The sequence below is a fragment of the Rhodococcus sp. NPDC057014 genome, from assembly GCF_042673295.1.
Taxonomy (GTDB): domain Bacteria; phylum Actinomycetota; class Actinomycetes; order Mycobacteriales; family Mycobacteriaceae; genus Rhodococcus_F.
Window position 1 is genome coordinate 20,832 of record NZ_JBHUSF010000045.1, and the last position, 18,931, is coordinate 39,762.

Consider the following 18,931-nt stretch of genomic DNA (forward strand, 5'->3'; position numbering starts at 1 on the left):
GTTAAGCATCCGTCGACAAGCACTGAGCGATCAGGGAGGCTGCCATGGCGACCCCACGCCGCCGCGAGCGAACCGAGACCGGCGGGATCTCCGACGGCTTCGTGGCACGGCGACACCAACTCGGGCTGACCCAGGCAGAGCTCGCCGACCTGGCCGGGGTGTCCAGGTCGAGTGTGCAGTCGATCGAATCCGGTCGCGGGACAGTCCAGCTGGATCTCGTCGACGCCGTCGCAGACGCCATGGGATGCCGTCTGGCGCTCGTCACCCGCGCAGGTGCGGAGGTGACGGTCTGATGGTCGAGAACCTCAGCGGCGTCGACCGGGCCGACGTCTACAAGGGTGACCGCCTCGCGGGCACTCTCGTGCGGGAGGGCGGTGACGTCGTCTTCCACTACGACCCCCCGTACCTGCAGGATCCCGGTGCCCCACAGGTCGCGTGGACGATCCCCACCTCGTCGACCGACGTGCGCGCCAGCGGCGGCAGCGTCCCGCCGTTCTTCGCGGGGCTCCTCCCCGAGGGGATCCGGCTGCGGGGTGCGGTCGCGGCCACCAAGACGTCCGAGGACGATCACCTCACGATCCTGATGGCGGTCGGAGCCGACACGATCGGCGACGTGCGCGTCCTGCCCGCAGGAGTGCCGCCGCCCGAGACCGCACCCGTCTTCGACCCCGACGCGATCGAGCGCCAAGACCTGCGGGCGTTGTTCGAGCACATGTCGGGGCACGAGGCCGTGAAACTGGACCCCACCTCTCTGCCCGGGGTGCAGGCGAAGGTGTCGGCCCAGATGTACTCGACCCCGATCGCGACCGAGAAGGGCCCGGCCATTCTCAAACTCTCACCCCCGCAGGGGTACCCGCAGTTGGTCGAGAACGAGCACTTCTTCATGGGACTCGCCGCGCAGTGCGGGTTGCCCGTCGCCGACCACCAGCTGGTGCACGACGGCAAGGGCAATGCCGGCCTGCTCGTCGCGCGTTTCGACCGGCGCGTCGATGCGTCCGGCCGGATCATCCGCACCCCCCAGGAGGACGCGTGCCAGGTGATGGGGATGTTCCCTGCTGCCAAGTACCGGCTGAAGACCGAGAACGTGATCACCGCACTCGCCGGGGTATGCGAGCGCGGCGGTGGTTCGGCGCGGGTCGCCACCCTGGAACTGCTTCGGCTGGTGGCCTATTCGTACGCGATCGGCAACGGCGACCTGCACGGCAAGAACTTCTCGGTACAGCTCGCCGAATCGGGGTTGTGGAGCGTGACACCCGCCTACGACCTGCTCTGCACCCAGCCGTACCTCGGGTGGCGCGACCCGATGGCCCTCGACTTCTACGGCAAGGCGAACAAACTCAACCGCAGGCACTTCGTCGAATGCGGGGGCCGGCTCGGTGTTCCCGAACGCGCCGTCACCAGAATGCTCGACGGCGTCCGCAAGGGCATCGGGCGTGGAATCGGGGACATCGAGTCGATCGGCTTCACCGCGAAGGAGAACACACTGCTGCGCACACTGATGGAACGACGTTCGGACGAACTGGGCTGAGCCGGCTCACCACACCCGGAACGCGCTGTCCGAGAGCGTGAATCCGTGACCGGCCTCGCTGCGGCACGTCACCCCGGCGGACTCGTCGACGAGACACGTCAGGTCGTTCACCTGCAACGCACGTCCGTACGACAGTGCGGGGGCGGCCGACCCGTCGAGGGGGTAGAACCGCGGGTCGCCGGCACTGGCGAACTGACCGGGGCGGCCGCCGGTGACCTCGATCGCGTTGGGTGTGACCGGGGTCCCGGACGCACCCGCACCCGGGACCTTCGGCGCCGACGCCGGCATCGGCCCGTGGCATCCGGCGGTCGGGAGGTCGCCGCCCGTCAGGATCGCGCAGTGGAACTTGGTGCTCGGCGTCGTGAAGTAATAACTCCCCGCCGCGCTGCCGGCAAACGCCTGCGGGTCGGCCGGGGCGGGTGTGGTGGTGGTTGTCGTTGACCTCGGGGCCGTGGTGGTGGAGCTCGGGGTCGCGGTGGTGGTCTTCGGGGCGGTCGTCACAGCCGATGTGGTTGCGGATGTGGTCGCCGGCCCCGCGACGGCGCCGGTCTCGGGGGAACCGTCGACGGAGCGGGCGCAACCGGCCACCACCACTGCCACCACCGCGAACAGAAGTACCGCACGCACCGTGTAGGTCATGGGGAGAGCGTAGAACCGCACACGGCCTTCGGCGTCGCGGCGCGTCGGGCGAAATTCTGGGACAGTGGTGATCAGCGAACTGCCAGGAGGTCCGATGTCGGAAAGCACCCAGTACGAGGAGCGGCGCGCCCGCATCTCGGTGCAGGTCCGCCAATGGTGTGAACTATCCGCGATCACGGGCACGCATGCCCCGCTGTCGGACGCTGCCGCCGTGCTGATCGCTGCCGGATATCTCGATCCGACCACCCGGCAGGTGCTCACCAACCGGCGACGCGCGGGCCGCACGATTCCGTCGATCGGGGGCTTCGGAGCGCTGCGTCTGCTCACGGACGAGCACCACCAGGTGGCCCGGCGCACCGACAGCCTGCGTCCCGGACCTGCGCAACTGCTGTTCAAGTACCGTGCCACCGAGCTCGGCCGCAAACTGCAGTCGTATCGGTCCGCGGTGGTGATGTCGCCCGCCCATTACGGGAACGGTGTCCGGGCGATGCGCCGGGACCGGCGCGACGGTGTTCACCTGGATCTCGAACAGCGTGAGGCGCTGTTCCGGGCGCTGCAACGCACACCGGCGCCGATCGCCGGAACCGCACTCGAACGCGCGGGCAACTACGCCCGCGGCACCGCGGCGGAACGGATCGGTCAGGCAGCGGAGAACACCCCGATAGCCGCGGTCGGGCGACGCGTCGCCGACGCCATCGGTAAGGGCGTCGATTTCGAGAACGACAGATTCGCCGACTCGTACGACACCCTGCTCTACCTGGCGGGGATGCTCTTCGACAGGATCGACGGCTCCCCGGTCTGGCATTCGGAGCACTTCGCCGTCCAGCGGTATCAACTCGACCTCGCCGAGGAACTGACCCAGATCGCCGTCGACACCGTCGCGCTGCGTGGAATCCGAATCGAACTCGACGACGCGCTGCGCGCCACCCATTCCGACGGTGCGCGTCAACAGATCGAGGCCAGGCGCAACGCGCTGAAGCCGGTATGGGATCAATTGGTCGACCGCGTCGCCGCACTTGCCAGGATCGGCGACCTGCTGTCCCGGGCTGAGGTGCAACTGCGGTCCGTGCTGGCGGTCAATCGGGCGATGAGCCTCGACAGCCGCATCGATGAACTCATCGCACGCTCCGGCGACCGCGAATTGTCGGCGGAGAACACCCACAACGTCGGAGACCAGTTCGGCGGCGTGGAGGAACTGATGCTCACGTACCAGTCGGCCCTCCACGGAGACATCGCCGAACTCACTTCCTGGTCGGGTGGGAGCAAGTGACATTCACAGCACTGGGAGACGAATCATTCGTTTCCCTCACCACCTTCCGCAGGTCCGGGGAACCCGTGTCGACGCCGGTCTGGATCGCGCGCGATGGCGCCGCTCTCGTCGTCACCACTCCGGAGGAAAGCGGAAAGGTAAAGCGGCTACGCAACAACCCGAGCGTCGAACTTCGACCGTGTTCTCGGCGTGGAAAAGTGGACGCCGCGATTGCCCCGGTTGTCGCAGTGGCCGAGATCGTCACCGACGAGTCCGCCAGCCGACGGATGGCCGACACGATCCGGGACGTGTACGGCCTGGAATACCGGATCGTGATGTTCGTCGAACGGGTCCTCGCGCGTCGGCAGAAGCCGCGGGTGCTGTTACGGATCACCCCGGCGACCGAGAGGGAGATCGCCACATCATGACGCGCGCAGGTGCGCCGGGGTCGGGAGCGGCGGCGCTGCCGAGCGGTAGTGGTGTCCGGTCGGGGTGCCGAGGTCGATGAGGTGGGTGCGGTCGGGTTTGTGTACGGGGCGGGCGGTCCAGCCGTCGCTTTCCTTCGCGTAGTTGCAGGCCTCGCAGAGGCCGGAACCGTTGTCCGCACTGGTTGCACCTGACTTGCCGTGTGAGCGGATGTGGTCGTGATGGCGGATCGGGGCGTCACACCACGGAGTCCGGCACGTCTGATCCCGCAGATCGATCAGCTTTCGCAGGCTCTTCGGGAACGTGCGCGATTGGGCTTCCATCGCCGTCAGCGCCCCTGTCTGCGGGCAGGCGTACACCCGCCGCAACGACGTCTCGGTATCTCCATCGATGGCGTCCGCCACCAGCTGCCACGCAATCCCCGCCGGCACCGTCCCGAAACCCTGCATATGGGCGGCTTCGTGCCCGCCCGCCAGCAGCGTCTCGTCCGACAGCACCAGATTCACGGCCACCGGCACACCATCGGCGACCGAGGCCCCGGTGCCGCGGTCGAACAACAAGTCCGCCATCAGCTGACTCCGGGTCCGGCCACCACTGCCCCCGGTGGCGATGAGACTGTCCGCGTCCCTACCCAGGGTCGCCTGCAAACAGACCGCCTGTTCCATCGGCAGCAGGACACTCAGATACGCCATCGAATCCGGCGCCGGCCGCGTCGTCACCCGCCGCTCCGAGACCGCCTTGCGGTACCGGGCCACCACCGCGGCGGCATCCAGTTCCACGGCCAGGGCCTTCGCCTTCGCGACCAACCCGCGGTCCCCGACCCCGTCGAGAACAGCCGGGTCCGAACACAACCGGCGATCCACCACCGCACGATCGTGAGCCGACAGACACGCCGTCTCCCGCACCAGCAGGGTCGCCCGCCATTCGTTCAACCGGCCCGACCGGAGCAACGCCAAGGTGTGCGGCATCTCGTGCACCACCGCCTGAGCGAACCCCAGATGCCGGCCGCCACGATTCGGGGACTCCCTGCGCGCCAACGCGATCTGCGACGCGATACCCCGGTCCCACTCCGCCCGCGGCAACCCCCGAGCTTTGCGGTCCTCCCGCATGCACGTGGCGACATCGTCGGTGACCACCGCCTGCACCGCACACCCCACCGACTTCAACGACTCCACCGCATCGAGCCACTCGATCCCCAACCCCGCATCACCACACGCCTCGACACACCGCAACCGCGCCGTGAACGCCCGCAACTCCTCCAGATCCGGTGCCACCATTCCCCCCACGACCAGCCCTCCCCCGAGGTTGTTCGAAACTTTGTTCGAATCTACCAATCATCTTCGACTGACGCAATACTCGGCCGTTTCGGTCTACGGTGATCGTGGAGAACACATCTGATGGGAGCTGACTGCGATGACCGATGATGCCGTCCTGCAGCGCGCGGTCGCGACCGAGTTCTCGGCCCTGGCCGACGTCCTCGACGGGATCTCGGATGCGGAATGGGACACGCCGTCGTTGTGCGAGGGCTGGCGGATTCGTGAAGTGGTCGCACATGTCACCATGGCAGCGCGCTACTCCGAGGAGCGGTTCATGACGCGTCTGCGCGAGTGCGACTTCGATTTCACCCGGCTGTCCAACGAGATCGCCCGTAGCGATGCCGAATTGGCCACGTCGGATCTTGTTGCCGACCTGCGTTCGGACACCATGCGCGGGTGGACTCCGCCGGGCGGCGGGTACCATGGCGCGCTCAACCATGTGGTGATCCACGGACTCGACGTCACGGTGCCGCTGGGGGTGCCGCGACGCGTGCCCGAGGCGACGATCCGCATCGTCCTCAACGACCTCACGGCGGGCGGTGGGCACTCGAATTTCGGTGTCGACATCGAGGGCCGTTGGTTGCGGGCCACGGACCTCGGCTGGTCGTACGGTTCGGGTGCCGAATTGCGCGGAGCGGGAGAGGATCTCGCTCTCACGATCTGTGGCCGGACGCTTCCGGCGGGACGGGTCGAGGGCGACCCGTTGTAGTCGGTCTCAGCTGCCCGGAATGAAACCCGGGTAGACGAAGTGCCCGGGACCTCCGCCGGGGAGCGAGGCGCCGAGCGACCCGGGGAAGTCCAGGGACAGTTTGACGAGTTTGTGGGGTTGCCCGTTCTGGTCGGCTTGCCAGCAATCGAGCAGTACGCCGTGGAATCCGGTGCAGACGATGCGGTTGGCGGTCCCGAACGGCGACGTGAGCCGATTCGCGCTGACGAACGGATTCCAGTAGTCGAGATCGGTCGGGGTGAGGAAGTTCTGGTTGTCGAACGGTGCGAGCGGACTGGGCTCGGTGGGTATCGGCGGCCATTCGTCGGCGGCGGCCACACCGGCGCTCCCGAGAACGGCGGCGGCTGCGGCAGCCACGGTTGCGGTGATCTGGGCGAATCGGCGCGTAGCGGTAGTCATCTCCACCAGCCCACAGTAAACCGGCGGGCGGCGCCTACGTCCGCAAACCGGGATGACGGCCGGCGAGGACGGGAACGAGGAACTTGTTCGGCGCCAGGCGCGCGAAGATGGACGCCGCCCGGTTCGCGAAACCGGGGATGGCGACCATCTGTCCCTTGTCGAGCCCGTCGATGCCGGTCTTGGCCACGGATTCGGGGCTCTCCCACATGAAGCTGGGCAGTGCGGCCTCCGCGTCCTCCTTCGCGAAACCTGCCGTCTCGCCGAATCCGGTGTCGACGGGTCCGGGGCAGAGTGCGGTCGCGGTGACCCCGGTGCCTTTCAGTTCGCCGGTCAGGCTTTCGGTGTAGGAGAGGACGAATGCCTTGCAGGCGCCGTATCCCGCCTGGCCGGGCAGTGGCTGGAACGCCCCGGTGGATGCGACGTTGAGGATCGCTCCCCGGCGCCGGTGCACCATGCCCGGGAGCGCGCGGCTGCACAGGTCGGCGACGGCCGTCACGTCGACCTCGATCATGTTCATCTCGGCGTCCGGATCGGACGCGGCCACGGGGCCGAGCGTGGACAGGCCGGCGTTGTTCACGAGAATGTCGAGGGTCAATCCGAGTTCGCCGACCCGGTCGAGCAGGGTCGCGCGGGCGGAGCGATCGGACAGATCGGCATCCAGCACGTGCGCCCGGCCGCCTGCGGCCCGCAGTTCGGTGGCCAGTTCCTCCAACTTCTCGGCCCGGCGGGCGACGAGTACCACCTGGTGACCGCGGCGGCTGAGTTCACGGCTGAGGGCCGTGCCGATCCCGGACGACGCTCCGGTGACGAGCGCGGTGCGATCGGCGGCAGGAGTGGGGAGGCTCATGCGTCCAACCTACGTGCCGCCGTCGCCCGCGCAAGGGGTCACCGCTCAGGCGTGGGTGCCGCCGTCGATGCGGATCTCGGTTCCGGTGACGAACGCGCCGTCGTCGGAGGCGAGCATGGCGACGACTCCGGCGACCTGCTCGGGTCCGCCCATGGCCGCGCCGCCCGATTCCAGGGTGGTGGGCAGGATGGGTGACAGCTTGGAGAACAGGCCCCAATCGGCGTCGGACGGCACGTATCCGGAGGTGGCATCCGTGATTCCGGTCTTGATGCTGCCGGGGGCGACACCGACGGCGCGCAGGCCCTGCTTGCCGTATTCGAGGGCCAGCGCGTGGGTGAACGACTGGATGCCGCCCTTGCTCGCGGCGTACGCGGCCATGTAGGGGTGCGCGAACGCGGCCGACGTGGAACTGAAGTTCACGACCACGCTGCGTTCGTTGCGCAGCAGCGCGGGCAGGCATTCGCGAACCATGAGGAACGTACCGGTGAGGTTGATCCCGATCACCTGATTCCACAGGTCCACGGGCGTCTCGTGGGTGTGTGAGGCGCGGAGGATGCCCGCAGCATTCACGAGCACGTCCAGTCCGCCCAGGTTCTCGACGCTGCTGCTCACGCCGTCGACGACGGACGCCTCGTCGCCGATGTCGATGGAGGCCACGCTGAGGCGCCCCGCTGTGCCTGCCGCTTCGGCGAGTTCCGCCGTCCGCGCGAGGCCGTCCTCGGAGACGTCGGCAGCCACAACGGTGCCGCCTTCCTCGAGCAGGCGGAGGGCGGTGGCCTGGCCGATACCCGACGCGGCGCCGGTCACCAGAATGCGCCGGTTGTCGAATCGATTCATCGTCTGTGCTCCTCGTGTCGCTTTCGAATTCGATGTCATTGGCCCATGACGTATTTGACGGTCGGCCCGGCGGTCCAACCGCCGTCGACGGCCAGTTCGGCTCCGGTGACATAGGTGGACGCGTCGGAGAGCAGGAATCCGACGGCGCCCGCGATCTCCTCGGGTACCCCGACTCTCGCCATGGGGGTGTTCGGGTAATTGCCCTCGCCCTGCTGGATTCCGAGGCCCGCGGTCATCGGGGTGTACGTCATGCCGGGGTGGACGGAGTTGACGCGGATCCGGTCGGTGCCCAGTTCCACGGCGGCGATCTTCGTGAGCCCGCGCACGCCCCACTTGGACGCGCCGTAGCCGGCGGTCAGGGCGAGTCCCATCAGCCCGGCGGCCGAGGAGATGTTGACGATCGATCCGCCGCCGGCGGCGCGCATCGGACCGATGACGGCCTGCAGGCCGTTGAACACGCCGGTCAGGTTGATGTCGAGGACAGTCCGGAAGTGTTCGAGCGGTTCGTGCTCGATGTACTGGCCGGTGGAGATGCCCGCATTGTTGACGAGGCCGTCGACGCGTCCGAAGTCGTTCGTCGCCACGTCGACGGCGGCCTGCCACTGCTGCGGGTCGGTGACGTCGAGGTGGCAGTACCGCGCCCGGTCACCCAGTTGCTCGACTGTCGCGCGGCCGTCGTCGTCGAGAACATCACCGACGACGACGCTGCCGCCCTCGTCGACGATGCGCTGGGCGAAGGCTGCGCCGAGCCCCCGCGCCGCCCCGGTCACGATCACAACCTTCCCCGCCAGTTGCTGTGCGGTCTCGGTCATCTCAGCTCACATCCTCGTCGTCGAAAAGTCACGTTCGTCGGGCGTCTCCGCTGCCGACGGCCCGAGTCTGCTGTGGGCGGCCTCCGCGGGAAACGGGTTCTCCCGGTGATCGGAACAACTCGTAGCCACAGGAAACGCCGGACCACTGTGATGTGGATTACCCGCTGACGTTCCGGACATGCCGGACGGGCGGATCTCCTCAGACCATCGAAAGGGTTCCCATGTCTCGACGTGTCACTTCCACCGCCGCGGTGCTGATCACCGGCAGCGTGCTGTTCTCGGGTCTCGGCGCTCCGGCGCTCGCTTCGGCGGACCCGTTCTCGCTGCCCGGAATCAGCCTCCCGGACTTCGGCTCGTCAGATTTCGGGAGCGCGGGCCCGGTCGTCGAGACTCCGCGGCTGGCGTCGGTCGACAATTTCCGCGACGTGGGGGGATCGGGCCGGGGATATGCGACCGCCCGTGGGGGACACGTCACACGGGGGTTGTTCTACCGTTCGAACGCTCTGGTTCCGAACGATCAGGATCTCGCCGTCCTCACCGGGCTCGGGTTGACCGCGGTGTACGACGTGCGGACCGTCGAAGAGGTGGCGGCGAAACCCGACCGGCTTCCGGCCGGACCGCGGTATCAGGCTATCCCGATCCTGTCGGGTGACCTGGGTGCCGCTGTCGCGCAGTTGAAGTCGCCCGCGGACGCCGTCGCGTTCATGCAGCAGATGAACCGCAGCTTCGTCGACGACGCGGCGACCCGGGCCGGGTTCGCGCAACTCCTGACGTCACTGGCCGACACCGACGGACCGCAGATCTTCCACTGCACTGCGGGCAAGGACCGCACCGGCTGGGCGTCCGCGCTGCTGCTGTCCATCGCCGGCGTTTCGCAGGACACCATCTTCGACGACTATCTGCTCACCAACGAATACACTGCCGCGTCGATGAAGGTCACGTACGACCAGATCGCCGCCAGCCGCGGCGAGGCGGTGGCGAAGATCTACCAGCCGCTGCTGGGCGTGGACCGCAGCTATCTGGAGGCCGGGCTCGGCCGGCTCGCCGAGCAGTACGGCACGGTCGACCGTTACCTCACCGACGGGCTGGGTCTGAGTTCGGCGACGGTCGACCGGCTCCGGAGCAAGCTGCTGGGCTGAGGTCAGGCCCCGATCGCGTCCGAGAGGGTCGTGAGCCGGCTGATCTCGGACGCGTTCAGCGTCACGGTCGGGGCGTCGAGCAGGGCGGGAAGCTGTTCGAGGCGGCTCGCGCTCGCGATCGGCGCGGTGATGCCGGGCCGGGTCAGGAGCCACGCGAGTGCGATGGTGGAGATTTCCGCGGAGTGCGCGTCGGCGATCTCGGCCAGGGCATCGACGACGGCGAGACCGGACTCGGAGAAGTAGCGGGTCGCCATCCGCTGGCGGGCCCGGCCTTCGAGGTCGGCCTGGGTGCGGTACTTGCCGGCGAGGAAACCTGCCGCGAGCGAGTAATACGGGAAGACGCCCAGGCCGTTCTCGGTCGCGAGCGCGGCCACCTCGGGCTCGTAGTCGTGGCGGTGCACCAGGTTGTAATGCGGCTGCAGCGCGATCGGCGCCGCGAAACCGTGCTCGGCCGTCAGCGACAACCACTCGCGGATGCGCTCGGGCGAGTAGTTGGAGATGGCGACGTGCCGGACGAGTCCGTCGCGGACCAGCTTGTCGAACGCGCCGAGCGTGTCCACGAGGGGCGTGTCGGCGTCGTCGAAGTGCGCGTAGTACACGTCGATGTAATCGGTCTGCAGCCGCTTCAGGGACGCCTCCGCCGCTGCCCGCACATTGTCGGGCGCCAGTCCCGTGAACTCCGGGTGCTGGCTGACCTTGGTGGCGATCACGATGTGGTCCCGGTTGTGGCGGGACGCCATCCAGTTGCCGAGGACGGTCTCGGACTCTCCACCGGAGTTGCCTTCGGCGAACGCGGAGTACGAGTCCGCCGTGTCGACGAAGTTGCCGCCACCCGCGGCGAACGCGTCGAGGATGTCGAACGACGTCGGTTCGTCACTGGTCCAGCCGAAGGTGTTGCCACCGAGGGCCAGGGGAAAGATGTCCAGATCCGAGTTGCCGATCGCGACCACGGGTGCTCCGTTTCTAGGTGTGTCCTGTCCGGGAATGTGCGAAGAGTTCGCCTGACGACGCTATCGCAGCCGCTAGGCGCACGCGCGTCCGGCTACCGGACACACGCTTTCCGGTCGCCGATTCCCCCGCGAATCGGACAGGTGTGCGCGAACCCCGCCGACCGCGACTCCGACGGCATACCGTGGAGGGGGTGCGTTCGTTCCGGCGAGACACGGAGTTGAGTGATGCAGGACCAGTCGATCGATGACCTTCTGAACACGGGCCTGTTCGTCGACGGGCGGTGGATCCGCTCCAGCTCCGGCGAGACCCGGGACTGTATCAATCCGGCCGACGGGTCGGTGGTCGCCACCGTCGACGAGGCCTCCCCGGACGACGCCGCCCGCGCCGTCGCCGCGGCCCGCGCGGCGTTCGACGAGGGCACCTGGCCGCACACACCGGTCGCCGAGCGCACCGCCATCGTCGCGAGGATCGCCGATCTGCTCGAACGCGACAAGGAGACCCTGGCGCGCATCGAGACGCTCGACACCGGAAAAACTTTGGAGGAGAGCAGGATCGACATCGACGACGTGGTGTCGGTGTTCCGGTACTACGCGCAACTCGCCGCGGTCGAGGCGGACCGCCTGGTGGACGTCGGCCGCCCCGACGTGATCAGCCGGGTGGTGCGCGAGCCGATCGGTGTGTGCGTGCTCATCGCACCGTGGAACTACCCGCTCCTGCAGATCTCGTGGAAGGTGGCGCCCGCACTGGCGGCCGGGTGCACGATGGTCCTCAAACCGAGCGAGGTGACCCCGCTCAGCACGATCGCGTTCACCGCGCTGATCGCCGAAGCCGGTGTTCCGGCCGGGGTGGTGAACCTCGTGCAGGGCAGCGGCGCCGTCCTGGGCGCGGCGCTCACGGGAACACCGGACGTCGACTTCGTGTCCTTCACGGGTGGGCTGGCCACCGGACGCGTCATCCTCGAGACCGCGGCGAAGAACGTCACCAAGGTGGCGGTGGAACTCGGCGGCAAGAATCCGCACATCGTCTTCGCCGACGCCGACGGGAACGACTCCGTCGACCAGGTGCTCACGGGTGTGTTTCTGCACTCCGGTCAGGTGTGCTCGGCGGGAACCCGCCTGATCATCGAGGAATCCATCGCCGACCGGTTCGTCGCCGCGCTCGCGGCCCGGGCGGAGAAGATCCGGATGGGCAACGGTCTCGACCCGGCGAGCCGAACGGGCCCGCTGGTATCCGAGGCCCACCGGGAGAAGGTCGAAAAGTACGTGGAACTCGGACGCGCCGAGGGCGCCCGGCTGGTGACCGGGGGAGCCCGGCCGTCGGATCCCGCGTTGGCGAACGGGAGTTTCTACCTGCCCACCATCTTCGACCACTGCGACCGCACCATGCGCCTTGTGCAGGAGGAGACGTTCGGGCCGATCCTCACCGTCGAGCGTTTCACCACGGAAGAGGAGGCGCTGCGACTGGGCAACGACACCGAGTACGGCCTCGCCGCGGGCGTCCGGACCGCCGACAGCGCCCGGGGTGAACGCATGGTGCGCGGCCTGCGTCACGGAACGGTGTGGCTCAACGACTTCGGCTACTACACCGCGGCCGCCGAGTGGGGCGGATTCAAGATGTCGGGGAACGGGCGCGAACTCGGCCCCGCCGGTCTGGCGGAATATCAGGAGACCAAACACATCTGGCACAACACCTCGCCCACGGCGGCGGGGTGGTTCGACAACGGCTAGTCCGGCGCACGGAGAGGCGAGAGAACGATGGCTACTCGGCACGGAGCAGTGGGTGACGGAGATGAGCCGGGGGACAGTGGACTCGGCGAACTCGGGTACAAACAGGAATTGGACCGCAGTCTGGGCAAGTTCGCCAGTTTCGCGGCGGGAGTCAGTTACATCTCGATTCTCACCGGCACGTTCCAGTTGTTCTACTTCGGTTTCGGCACGGCGGGTCCGGCGTATCTGTGGTCGTGGCCGATGGTGTTCGTCGGGCAGATGGCCGTCGCGCTGTGCTTCATGGAACTCGCGGCCAAATATCCCGTCGCCGGCTCGGTCTACAACTGGGCGAAGCTGCTCGGCAGCAGGATCGTGGGCTGGTCGTCGGGCTGGCTGATGCTCACCGCGTCGATCGTCACTCTTTCCGCTGTCGTGCTCGCGCTGCAACTCAACCTGCCGCGGTTGTGGAGCGGTTTCCAGATCGTCGGCGACGGCAGCGGTGAGTACGACTTCGCGACCAACGCCGTCATTCTCGGCACGATCATGATCGCGTTCACCACGGCGGTCAACGCATTCGGCGTCAAGCTGATGGCCCTCATCAACAGCACCGGTGTGTTCGTCGAATTGATCGCCGCGGTCCTCATCGCCGTCATCCTCGCCGCCAACATCACCCGCGGCCCGGAGGTGTTCTTCTCCACCCACGGGTACGGCGCCGGGGAGGCCGGCGGGTATCTGACCGTCTTCCTCGTGGCGTCCCTCGCGTCCGGGTACGTGATGTACGGCTTCGACACCGCGAGTTCGCTCGGCGAGGAAACCGTCGACCCGCGGCGGACGGCACCCAAGGCGATCCTGCGGGCGATCCTCGCGTCCTTCGTGATCGGCGGGGCGATCCTGGTGTTCGCCGTCATGGCGGCCCCCGACCTCGACGATCCGCTGATCGGCAGCAGCGAGGGCGGCCTGCAGTACATCGTCGAGCAGGTGATGTGGGGACCGCTCGGCAAGATCTTCCTGGTCTGCATCGTCGTCGCGGTGACGGTGTGTTCGCTCGCCGTGCACGCCGCGGCCATCCGCCTCACGTTCGCGATGGCCCGCGACAACGCCCTGCCCTTCGGGGAGCGGCTGGCGCACGTCAACCCCAAGCATCAGACGCCGGTGGTCCCCGCCATCGTGATCGGCCTGCTCGCAGCGTTCATCCTCGTCATCAACATCGGTCAGCCGCAGATCTTCACGGTGCTGACGTCGATCGCGATCATCATGATCTACCTGGCGTACCTCATGGTCACCGGTCCGCTGCTGAAGAAGCGGCTGCAGGGGCAGTGGCCGCCGAAGGAACTCGCCGAGAGCGGCTACTTCACGATGGGCCGGTGGGGGCTGGCGGTGAACATCTTCGCCGTGCTGTGGGGCGTGGGAATGGCGCTCAACCTGGCGTGGCCACGCCCCGAAGTGTACGGAACCCCCTGGTACAACACGTGGGGTGCGTTCGTCTACATCGGCATCATCCTCGGGCTCGGTCTGCTCTGGTACGCGGTGAAGGGCCGCAACCACATCGGCTGCCTCGCCTCGCACGCGGCGACGACGAAGGACGAGGCGGAGAGTGAACTGCCATGACGGACACCGTGTTCGACTACGTGATCGCCGGCGGAGGAACCGCCGGATGCGTGCTCGCCGCCCGGCTCAGCGAGGACCCGTCGGTGACCGTGTGCCTCGTGGAGGCCGGGCCGTCGGACGTCGGTGACCGCAACATCCTCGAGTTGTCGCAGTGGATGCACCTGCTCGACTCCGGCTACGACTGGGACTACCCGGTCGAGCCGCAGGAGCGGGGCAACAGCTTCATGCGGCACGCCAGGGCCAAGGTCCTCGGCGGCTGCTCGTCGCACAATTCGTGTATCGCGTTCTGGCCACCCGCCGAGACGCTCGACGACTGGGCGGCGGCCGGTGCGACGGGCTGGGGCGCGAAGGACGTGTTGCCGCTCGTCGCGCGGGTGGAAAACAACGACGCCCCCGGCGAGCAGCACGGCCGCAGTGGTCCCGTGCGGTTGCGTGACGTCCCCCCGAACGACCCCTGCGGCGTCGCCCTGCTCGAGGCCGCGGCGAAGGTCGGGTTGCCCACCGTGCAGTTCAACCGCGGCACGAGCGTCCTCGACGGAGCGGGGTGGTTCCAGATCAACGCGTCCGAGGACGGCACCCGGATGTCGTCGTCGCACGCCTACCTGCACCCGATTCTCGGCACCCGCCCCAACCTCGACGTGCGCACCGGCTGCTGGGTGAGCGAGATCTTGTTCGACGATCAGCAGGCGGCGACGGGCGTGCGCTACCAGCGTCCCGACCTCACCGGATACGACACGGTGTCGGCGCGCCGCGAGGTGATCGTCACAGCCGGGGCCATCGACACCCCGAAACTGCTGATGCTCTCGGGAATCGGGCCCACGGTGCACCTGCGCGAGATGGGCGTGCACGTCCGTGTCGACGCCCCCGGCGTGGGGCAGAACCTCGACGACCACGTCGAGGGTCTCGTGTTCTGGGAGGCGTCCCGGCCGATGGTCACCGAGTCGACGCAGTGGTGGGAGATCGGCCTGTTCGCCACCACCGAGGAGGGGCTGAACCATCCGGACCTGATGATGCACTACGGCAGCGTGCCGTTCGACATGAACACCCTTCGATGGGGCTACCCCACCACGGACAACGGTTTCTGCCTGACACCGAACGTCACGCAGGGACTCTCCCGCGGAACGGTGCGGCTGCGCTCCCGAGACTTCCGGGATCGTCCGCGAGTGGACCCCCGGTATTTCACCGACCCCGACGGCCACGACGAGGCCGTGATGCTCGCCGGATTCCGGTTGGCACGCCGCATCGCCGAGCAGGAACCGTTCCGGGGCTGGATCACGAGGGAACTGGCTCCCGGGCCGGAGGCGGAAACCGACGACGAATTGATCGACTACGCGCACCGCACCCACAACACGGTGTATCACCCCGCCGGGACCGCCCGGATGGGTGCGGCCACCGACCCGGCGGCCGTCCTCGATCCGGAGTTGCGGGTCAAGGGGGTGCGCAATTTGCGGGTGGTGGACGCGTCCGCCATGCCGAAACTGCCGTACGTCAACCCCAACATCACGGTCATGACGATGGCCGAGAAGTGCGCCGATCTGATTCGCGGACTCTGACGCGGTGACGTGCGGGAGGCCCTGCGTGAACAGCCAGGTACTTTGAAGTCCTACTATCTCCCCGTACTGGCAGAGAGACGGAAGGGCACGTCATGAATTCTCCCGAACCGATCGTCGTCGTCGACGGCGCGAGGACCCCGATCGGCAGCTTCGGCGGTGCGTTCAAGGACGTGCCCGCCCACGAACTCGGTGCCACCGCCGCGAAGGCCGCGCTGGACCGTGCCGGAGTGGCGGGCGGCGACATCGACGAGGTGGTGATGGGCTGCATCGGTCAGGTCGGGCCGGACGCCTACAACGCCCGCCGCGTCGCCCTGGCCGCCGGGCTGCCGGAGAAGACCCCGGCGTACACCGTCAACCGGTTGTGCGGGTCCGGTCTGCAGGCGGTGTGGTCGGCGGCGCAGCAGATGCGGTGGGGTGGGGTGAACTTCGCCCTCGCCGGCGGCGACGAGAGCATGTCGCGGATGCCGTTCTACGACTTCTCGGCCCGCTCCGGGTACAAGCTCGGCGACCGCAAGCTCGTCGACGGCACCGTCGCGATCCTGACCGACCCGTTCGGTGGGGTGCACATGGGCCGCACCGCCGAGGCCGTCGCCCGCAAGTACGACGTGAGCCGGGAGCAGCAGGACGAGTTCGCCGTCGAATCCCAGCGCCGCGCCGCCACCGACGCCGCGCGGGCGGCGTTCGCCGAGGAGATCACCCCGGTGCAGATCGGCGGCCGGCGTCCCAAGACGGTCGAGGTCGACGAGCATCCCAAGCCCGACACCACCCTCGAGACCCTGGCGAAGTTGCGGCCGGCGTTCGAGGAGGGCGGGTCGGTGACCGCGGGGAACGCGTCGGGGATCAACGACGGCGCCGCGGCTCTGGTGCTGGCCACGCAGTCCGCCGCCCGGGAGAAGGGCCTGACCGGGCTGGTGACCCTCGAAGCGGTCGCGACGGCGGCGATGGACCCGGCGCTGATGGGGTACGCCCCGGTGCTGGCGTTGCAGAATCTGTTCGAGCAGACCGGGACCACCCCGGGTGATATCGACGTGATCGAGTTGAACGAGGCGTTCGCGTCGCAGGCGGTCGCGGTGATCCGGGACGCGAAGCTGAGCCCGGAGAAGACCAACCCGTACGGTGGGGCGATCGCGTTGGGTCACCCGGTCGGGGCGACCGGGGCGATCCTGAGTCTGCGGATCGCGAAGGACATGGTGCGCCGCGACCTCGAATTGGGCATCGTCACCATGTGCATCGGCGGCGGCCAGGCCCTCGCAGCCCTCTTCAAGCGCATCTGACCCCAGGTGAGTGGCACAGTGTGCCCGCACACGCTTTGCCGCTCACGTCAGGTGACGGCGTCCAGAGGATCTACGCGGGTGCCAACGAGGTGATGAAGGGAATCATCGCGAAGTCGCTGTAGCCGTCGCCGGCTCACGCGACACGTCGTACGCCGCCTCGTCGAACCGGCCGAGTCGCTGCCGCATGCGGTCGGTCGACCACGGCCAGTTGAAGCTGTTGCGGCCGTTGACGTCGAGGAAGTAGCTCTGGCAGCCACCGGCGTTGTAGACGGTGGTGGCCAGGGCTTCCTGGACCTGGGCATTGAACGCGTCCTGCACGTCCCGGCGCGGTTCCATCCTGGTCCACCCGTTGCTCCTGGCCTGCGTGACCGCCTGGATCAGGTAGTCGAGTTGCGCCTCGAGGATCATGAACGCCGACGTGTGACCCGTACCCAGAGCCGGTCCGAGGAGGACGAACGCGTTGGGGAAGCCCGCGACGGTCGTGCCGAGATACGCCTGCGGGCTGCCCTTCCAATGATCGTCGAGGCTGCGGCCCTCGCCGTCGAACACCGTGGACCCGATCGGCATGTCGAGGATGTGGAAGCCGGTACCGAAGATGATGGCGTCCACTTCCCGTTCGGCGCCGTCGCTGCCGACGACGACGTTGCCGCGCACCGACTGCACGGCGTTGGCGTGCACTTCGACGTTGCGGCGGGTGAGCGCGGGGTAGTACGTGTTGGACAGCAGCAGCCGCTTGCAGCCGAGCGTGTAGTCGGGCGTCAACGCCTTGCGCAGCTTCGGGTCCCGCACCTGGGCACGCAGTTGCGCCTTGCCGATCTGCTGGACGATCCGCAGGATCCACGGGTGCCGGAAGCCGAGCCCGAGAGATTCCATGATCGCGTACTCGAGGCGTCGCAACGCGCGGATCGCACCCGGTACGCGGCGCAGGATCGTGCGCTCGACGCCGGGCAGCGTGTGGTCGGGTTTCGGCAGCACCCATTGCGCGGTGCGCTGATACAGGTGGATTTCCGCGACCTTCGGCTGGATGGCCGGGACGAATTGCACTGCGGACGCACCGGTTCCGACGACGGCTACACGTTTGCCTGCGAGGTCGTAGTCGTGATTCCAGCGGGAGGAATGGAAGACCTCGCCGGTGAACGTGTCGAGACCGGGGATGGCGGGAACGAGCGGTTCGTTCCACGGCCCGGCGGCGGCGATGACGGCGTTCGCGGTGAACGTGCCCGCGGACGTGTCCACCGTCCAGCGCCTCGTCTGCTCGCTCCACCGGGCGCGCTGCATCTCGGTTCCGAACTTCACGTGGGCGGGCACCCCGTGTTCGGCGGCGGTGCGCTCGATGTACCGGCGGATCTCCTCCTGTCCGGCGAACAACCGTGACCACTCCCGGTTCGGTGCGAACGAGTACGAGTACAGGGCCGACGGGACGTCGCACGCGCAGCCCGGGTAGGTGTTGTCGCGCCACGTCCCGCCCAGCGAGTCCCCCTTCTCGAGAACGGCGAAGTTGTCGATCCCGCTCTGCTTCAGGCGGATGGCGGCCCCGATGCCGGAGATCCCGGCACCGACGATGAGGATGTCGTAGTGGTTCATGCGCGGACTCCGTTCGCGAGTTGGGCTCGGGTGGTGACGAGGGAATGTTCGAGGGTGGCGAGCCGGCGCCGGCCGTCCATGAAATTCGGGCCCATGACGGCGAGGTCTTCGGCGGTCGCGTCGAGCCGGAGCACCCGGGTGCCTGCCGCCTGCAGCCTCGCGACTTCGGCGTCCAGGCCCGCACTCATCCAGTTCCGCAGCATCCGGCGTTCGACGCGGGCGGCCCCGCGGCCGGCGATGCGGCCGGTCGACGCCATCGGTTCCAGCAAGATCACCTCGTCGAGTTCGATGGGGAGCACGAGGTCGACGGACGCCGTCGACGCCGCGCCGCCGTCG

At 68.1% G+C, this 18,931-nt stretch carries 18 protein-coding genes and 1 pseudogene; 10 read left to right on the forward strand and 9 right to left on the reverse strand.

The window, feature by feature from the left end:
* Positions 1–44 precede the first annotated feature (44 nt).
* Together ACFTZB_RS12370 and ACFTZB_RS12375 are read left to right on the forward strand one after the other, a co-directional pair.
* Positions 45–293 carry a helix-turn-helix transcriptional regulator gene (locus ACFTZB_RS12370; RefSeq protein ID WP_378431905.1) on the forward strand — a complete coding sequence of 83 codons (249 nt, stop codon included), beginning with the start codon at positions 45–47 and terminating at the stop codon, positions 291–293.
* Complete coding sequence (locus ACFTZB_RS12375; protein ID WP_378431906.1) at positions 293–1,528, forward strand: type II toxin-antitoxin system HipA family toxin; 1,236 nt, start codon at positions 293–295, stop codon at positions 1,526–1,528. The genes ACFTZB_RS12370 and ACFTZB_RS12375 overlap by 1 nt, the downstream gene beginning before the upstream one ends.
* Positions 1,529–1,534: 6 nt before the next feature.
* On the opposite strand, the gene ACFTZB_RS12380 is transcribed toward ACFTZB_RS12375, so the two are convergent.
* Positions 1,535–2,167, reverse strand: a complete 633-nt coding sequence (locus ACFTZB_RS12380; RefSeq protein WP_378431907.1) for a hypothetical protein — start codon at positions 2,165–2,167, stop codon at positions 1,535–1,537.
* A gap of 94 nt (positions 2,168–2,261) precedes the next feature.
* Between ACFTZB_RS12380 and ACFTZB_RS12385 the strand changes: the two genes are divergently transcribed.
* Together ACFTZB_RS12385 and ACFTZB_RS12390 are read left to right on the forward strand one after the other, a co-directional pair.
* Positions 2,262–3,437: a hypothetical protein gene (locus tag ACFTZB_RS12385; RefSeq protein WP_378431908.1), complete on the forward strand. Its 1,176-nt coding sequence runs from the start codon at positions 2,262–2,264 to the stop codon at positions 3,435–3,437.
* Positions 3,434–3,844 (forward strand): PPOX class F420-dependent oxidoreductase, encoded by a 411-nt coding sequence (locus tag ACFTZB_RS12390; RefSeq protein WP_378431909.1) that lies wholly within the window; start codon positions 3,434–3,436, stop codon positions 3,842–3,844. Before ACFTZB_RS12385 ends, ACFTZB_RS12390 begins: the two co-directional genes overlap by 4 nt.
* Here ACFTZB_RS12390 and ACFTZB_RS12395 read toward each other — a convergent pair.
* On the reverse strand, positions 3,839–5,119 hold the full coding sequence (locus tag ACFTZB_RS12395; protein ID WP_378431921.1) for an HNH endonuclease: 1,281 nt from the start codon (positions 5,117–5,119) through the stop codon (positions 3,839–3,841). The genes ACFTZB_RS12390 and ACFTZB_RS12395 overlap by 6 nt on opposite strands.
* Positions 5,120–5,255: 136 nt before the next feature.
* Here ACFTZB_RS12395 and ACFTZB_RS12400 point away from each other — a divergent pair, with 136 nt between their 5' ends.
* Positions 5,256–5,867 (forward strand): maleylpyruvate isomerase family mycothiol-dependent enzyme, encoded by a 612-nt coding sequence (locus tag ACFTZB_RS12400; RefSeq protein ID WP_378431910.1) that lies wholly within the window; start codon positions 5,256–5,258, stop codon positions 5,865–5,867.
* A gap of 6 nt (positions 5,868–5,873) precedes the next feature.
* On the opposite strand, the gene ACFTZB_RS12405 is transcribed toward ACFTZB_RS12400, so the two are convergent.
* Genes ACFTZB_RS12405 through ACFTZB_RS12420 form a run of 4 tightly spaced genes read right to left on the reverse strand, consistent with a single transcriptional unit; the run spans position 5,874 to position 8,780 of the window.
* Positions 5,874–6,284: a hypothetical protein gene (locus ACFTZB_RS12405; protein ID WP_378431911.1), complete on the reverse strand. Its 411-nt coding sequence runs from the start codon at positions 6,282–6,284 to the stop codon at positions 5,874–5,876.
* A gap of 34 nt (positions 6,285–6,318) precedes the next feature.
* Complete coding sequence (locus tag ACFTZB_RS12410; protein ID WP_378431912.1) at positions 6,319–7,131, reverse strand: SDR family NAD(P)-dependent oxidoreductase; 813 nt, start codon at positions 7,129–7,131, stop codon at positions 6,319–6,321.
* Between the two features lie 45 nt (positions 7,132–7,176).
* Positions 7,177–7,968 (reverse strand): SDR family NAD(P)-dependent oxidoreductase, encoded by a 792-nt coding sequence (locus ACFTZB_RS12415; protein WP_124390733.1) that lies wholly within the window; start codon positions 7,966–7,968, stop codon positions 7,177–7,179.
* A 35-nt stretch (positions 7,969–8,003) separates the two neighbouring features.
* A complete protein-coding gene (locus tag ACFTZB_RS12420; protein WP_378431913.1) occupies positions 8,004–8,780 on the reverse strand; it encodes an SDR family oxidoreductase in 777 nt (258 codons plus the stop codon).
* A 221-nt stretch (positions 8,781–9,001) separates the two neighbouring features.
* On the opposite strand from ACFTZB_RS12420, the gene ACFTZB_RS12425 reads away from it, so the two are divergent.
* Entirely contained in the window at positions 9,002–9,919 is a 918-nt protein-coding gene (locus tag ACFTZB_RS12425) for a tyrosine-protein phosphatase (protein ID WP_378431914.1), read from the forward strand.
* A gap of 2 nt (positions 9,920–9,921) precedes the next feature.
* Here ACFTZB_RS12425 and ACFTZB_RS12430 read toward each other — a convergent pair whose 3' ends face one another.
* On the reverse strand, positions 9,922–10,869 hold the full coding sequence (locus tag ACFTZB_RS12430; protein ID WP_378431915.1) for an aldo/keto reductase: 948 nt from the start codon (positions 10,867–10,869) through the stop codon (positions 9,922–9,924).
* Between the two features lie 225 nt (positions 10,870–11,094).
* On the opposite strand from ACFTZB_RS12430, the gene ACFTZB_RS12435 reads away from it, so the two are divergent.
* The 4 genes from ACFTZB_RS12435 to ACFTZB_RS12450 all read left to right on the forward strand — a co-directional run bounded on the left by ACFTZB_RS12435 (position 11,095) and on the right by ACFTZB_RS12450 (position 17,011).
* Positions 11,095–12,597, forward strand: coding sequence for an aldehyde dehydrogenase family protein (locus ACFTZB_RS12435; protein ID WP_378431916.1), 1,503 nt, complete (start codon positions 11,095–11,097; stop codon positions 12,595–12,597).
* Between the two features lie 27 nt (positions 12,598–12,624).
* Positions 12,625–14,184 carry an APC family permease gene (locus ACFTZB_RS12440; protein WP_378431917.1) on the forward strand — a complete coding sequence of 520 codons (1,560 nt, stop codon included), beginning with the start codon at positions 12,625–12,627 and terminating at the stop codon, positions 14,182–14,184.
* Positions 14,181–15,737 carry a GMC family oxidoreductase gene (locus tag ACFTZB_RS12445; protein ID WP_378431918.1) on the forward strand — a complete coding sequence of 519 codons (1,557 nt, stop codon included), beginning with the start codon at positions 14,181–14,183 and terminating at the stop codon, positions 15,735–15,737. The genes ACFTZB_RS12440 and ACFTZB_RS12445 overlap by 4 nt, the downstream gene beginning before the upstream one ends.
* 92 nt (positions 15,738–15,829) lie before the next feature.
* Positions 15,830–17,011, forward strand: a complete 1,182-nt coding sequence (locus ACFTZB_RS12450) for a thiolase family protein (protein WP_378431919.1) — start codon at positions 15,830–15,832, stop codon at positions 17,009–17,011.
* Between the two features lie 102 nt (positions 17,012–17,113).
* Here ACFTZB_RS12450 and ACFTZB_RS12455 read toward each other — a convergent pair whose 3' ends face one another.
* Together ACFTZB_RS12455 and ACFTZB_RS12460 are read right to left on the reverse strand one after the other, a co-directional pair.
* Entirely contained in the window at positions 17,114–18,595 is a 1,482-nt protein-coding gene (locus ACFTZB_RS12455) for a flavin-containing monooxygenase (protein WP_378431920.1), read from the reverse strand.
* Positions 18,592–18,931 (reverse strand): annotated as a pseudogene (locus ACFTZB_RS12460) (patatin); the annotation flags it as partial. The gene ACFTZB_RS12455 and the pseudogene ACFTZB_RS12460, both read right to left, overlap by 4 nt.

What these genes read in the sequence shown, in the direction of transcription:
- ACFTZB_RS12415 (WP_124390733.1), bottom strand. Translation starts at nt 7,968, where the DNA reads ATGAATCGATTCGACAACCGGCGCATTCTGGTGACCGGCGCCGCGTCG.
- ACFTZB_RS12375 (WP_378431906.1), top strand. Translation starts at nt 293, where the DNA reads ATGGTCGAGAACCTCAGCGGCGTCGACCGGGCCGACGTCTACAAGGGT.
- ACFTZB_RS12445 (WP_378431918.1), top strand. Translation starts at nt 14,181, where the DNA reads ATGACGGACACCGTGTTCGACTACGTGATCGCCGGCGGAGGAACCGCC.
- ACFTZB_RS12385 (WP_378431908.1), top strand. Translation starts at nt 2,262, where the DNA reads ATGTCGGAAAGCACCCAGTACGAGGAGCGGCGCGCCCGCATCTCGGTG.
- ACFTZB_RS12380 (WP_378431907.1), bottom strand. Translation starts at nt 2,167, where the DNA reads ATGACCTACACGGTGCGTGCGGTACTTCTGTTCGCGGTGGTGGCAGTG.
- ACFTZB_RS12425 (WP_378431914.1), top strand. Translation starts at nt 9,002, where the DNA reads ATGTCTCGACGTGTCACTTCCACCGCCGCGGTGCTGATCACCGGCAGC.
- ACFTZB_RS12400 (WP_378431910.1), top strand. Translation starts at nt 5,256, where the DNA reads ATGACCGATGATGCCGTCCTGCAGCGCGCGGTCGCGACCGAGTTCTCG.
- ACFTZB_RS12395 (WP_378431921.1), bottom strand. Translation starts at nt 5,119, where the DNA reads ATGGTGGCACCGGATCTGGAGGAGTTGCGGGCGTTCACGGCGCGGTTG.
- ACFTZB_RS12410 (WP_378431912.1), bottom strand. Translation starts at nt 7,131, where the DNA reads ATGAGCCTCCCCACTCCTGCCGCCGATCGCACCGCGCTCGTCACCGGA.
- ACFTZB_RS12450 (WP_378431919.1), top strand. Translation starts at nt 15,830, where the DNA reads ATGAATTCTCCCGAACCGATCGTCGTCGTCGACGGCGCGAGGACCCCG.
- ACFTZB_RS12435 (WP_378431916.1), top strand. Translation starts at nt 11,095, where the DNA reads ATGCAGGACCAGTCGATCGATGACCTTCTGAACACGGGCCTGTTCGTC.
- ACFTZB_RS12420 (WP_378431913.1), bottom strand. Translation starts at nt 8,780, where the DNA reads ATGACCGAGACCGCACAGCAACTGGCGGGGAAGGTTGTGATCGTGACC.
- ACFTZB_RS12440 (WP_378431917.1), top strand. Translation starts at nt 12,625, where the DNA reads ATGGCTACTCGGCACGGAGCAGTGGGTGACGGAGATGAGCCGGGGGAC.
- ACFTZB_RS12455 (WP_378431920.1), bottom strand. Translation starts at nt 18,595, where the DNA reads ATGAACCACTACGACATCCTCATCGTCGGTGCCGGGATCTCCGGCATC.
- ACFTZB_RS12370 (WP_378431905.1), top strand. Translation starts at nt 45, where the DNA reads ATGGCGACCCCACGCCGCCGCGAGCGAACCGAGACCGGCGGGATCTCC.
- ACFTZB_RS12405 (WP_378431911.1), bottom strand. Translation starts at nt 6,284, where the DNA reads ATGACTACCGCTACGCGCCGATTCGCCCAGATCACCGCAACCGTGGCT.